Annotated in this window: 1 protein-coding gene; it reads left to right on the top strand. The window is 69.3% G+C overall.

All coding sequences use genetic code 11. The features are described 5' to 3' along the window. Positions 1-2202, top strand: a 2202-nt coding sequence (locus tag AB4Z37_RS32865) for an autotransporter outer membrane beta-barrel domain-containing protein (protein WP_441520860.1), incomplete at its 5' end; no start/stop codon positions are given. Positions 2203-2265 lie beyond the last annotated feature (63 nt).

The raw sequence follows: 2265 nt of genomic DNA, 5'->3' as shown, positions 1-2265 counted from the left end.
GCCAACAACCTCGTCTCGCTGTCCAATGGCGGCAACAGCTTCACCGGCACCACGCTGGTGCAGAGCGGCACGTTGCAGGCGGGCGCCGCCAACGTCATCGCGTCGTCGAGCGCGGTCGACGTCGAGAGCCGGTTCGACACCAACGGCTACAACCAGTCGGTCAACAACCTGACCGGCGGCAGCAATGCGCAGATCATGCTGTCGGGCGGCAACACGCTGACCCTCAACGGCTCGGGCACCAACACCTTCGCGGGCGTGATCTCSGGTGCGGGCAGCCTSACCCAGGCCAGCGGCACGCAGGTCCTGACCAATGCCAACACCTACTCGGGCGGCACCAACATCACTGGCGGCACGGTGGTGGTCGCCAACAACAGCGCGCTCGGCACCGGCACCGTGAACATGGCCCAGGGCGCGACGCTGGACTTCCAGGGCAACCGCGTCATCGCCAATGCCTTCTCACTGACCGGCATCTCGAACTTCAACGTCAATGGCGGCCTGACCACGATCCTGACCGGCACCATCAGCGACGGTACGTCGCCAGGCGGCCTGATCAAGAGCGGCGGCGGCACGCTGATCCTGACCGGCCTGCACAACTACACCGGCGGCACCACCATCGCCGGCGGCCGGCTGCAGGTCGACGGTTCGATCGCCAGCTCGTCGAACGTCACGGTGGCATCGGGCGCGATCCTCAGCGGCATCGGCATCGTCGATCCGCCGGCGGTCACCACGATCGCCTCCGGCGGCACGCTGTCGCCGGGCAACGCAACCAACCCGGTCGGCATGCTCACGATCACCGGCAACCTCGCATTCCAGTCCGGCGCGAGCTACGTGGTCAGCCTGCTGGACAAGCAGTCGTCGTCGACCTACGTCACCGGCCAGACGACGCCGGGCGGWGCGACCGTGACGGCATCGTTCGTCGGCGGCAGCAACATCGCCAAGCGCTATATGATCCTGAGCTCCGATGGCGGCGTCTCCGGCGCCTTCAACGGAACGGTCAAYGCGACRYTGCCGGCGAACTTCACGTCGTCGCTGACCTATGATCCGACCCAYGCCTACCTGACGATGGCGCTGGACTTCGGTCCGAACCTGACGCGCAACCAGCGCAGCRTCGGCGGCGCGCTGTCGGGCTAYTTCGACCGCACCGGCAGCATTCCGCTGGTGTTCGGCACGATGGCGCCGGCGTCGCTGACCCAGCTCACCGGCGAAGTGGCGACCGGCGCGCAGCAGTCGACGTTCAGCGCGATGGGCCAGTTCCTCGGCGCGCTGACCGATCAGTCGGCGGCCGGTCGCGGCCAGGGCGCCTGCGGTGCTGCGGATCTGCCGGCCAAGGCGCCGCGCGGCGCCGGTTGTGCGCAGCCGTGGAGTGTGTGGGTGGCCGGCTTCGGCGGCTCGCAGACGACCGACGGCAACGCCGTCACCGGATCGGCCTCGGCCACCGCCAATGTCTATGGCACTGCGGTCGGCGCCGACTACCGCTTCTCGCGGGACACGGTCGCCGGCTTCGCGCTCGGCGGCGGCGGCACCAACTTCGGCGTGAAGAACCTCGGCTCTGGCCGCTCCGACCTGTTCCAGGCCGGCGCCTATGTCCACCACACCAATGGTGCGGCCTATGTGACCGCTGCGGTCGCCACCGGCTGGCAGGACGTCACGATGGACCGCACCGTCACCGCCACCGGCGTCGACCGGCTGCGCTCGGCGTTCAACGCGCTGGCGTACTCGGGCCGGCTCGAGAGCGGCTATCGCCTCACCACGCCGTGGACCGGCGGCATCGGCCTGACGCCGTATGCCGCGGTGCAGGCGACGGCGTTCGACATGCCGGGCTATCTGGAGAGCGTGACGGCGGGTGCCGGCACCTTCGCGCTGGCCTATGCGCGGCGGACCGCGGCCGATACGCGCAGCGAGCTCGGCGTGCGCGCCGACAAGGCCTACGTGCTGCAGGACGGCCTGCTCAACCTGCGCGGCCGCCTCGCCTGGGTGCACGACTTCAGCCCCGACCGCTCGGTCACGGCGTCGTTCCAGGGGCTGCCGGGCGCGAGCTTCGTTGTCAACGGCGCGGCGCAGGCATCGGAAGCAGCGCTGGTCACCGCGTCGGTCGAGAAGGTGTGGCTCAACGGCTGGTCGGCTGCGGCGACCTTCGAGGGCGAGTTCTCGAACGTCACACGCTCCTACGCCGGCAAGGGCGTCGTCCGCTACGGCTGGTAACGCGATCACGACAACGACCTGCGCTCCTCGAGGCCATCGGCCTGCGAGGAGCGCAGGTTTTTT

This window comes from Bradyrhizobium sp. 2TAF24, from assembly GCF_052115025.1.
Classification (GTDB): Bacteria; Pseudomonadota; Alphaproteobacteria; order Rhizobiales; family Xanthobacteraceae; genus Bradyrhizobium_A.
Note: the sequence above shows the minus strand (reverse complement) of the source record. Positions and strands in the feature narration are given on the sequence as shown.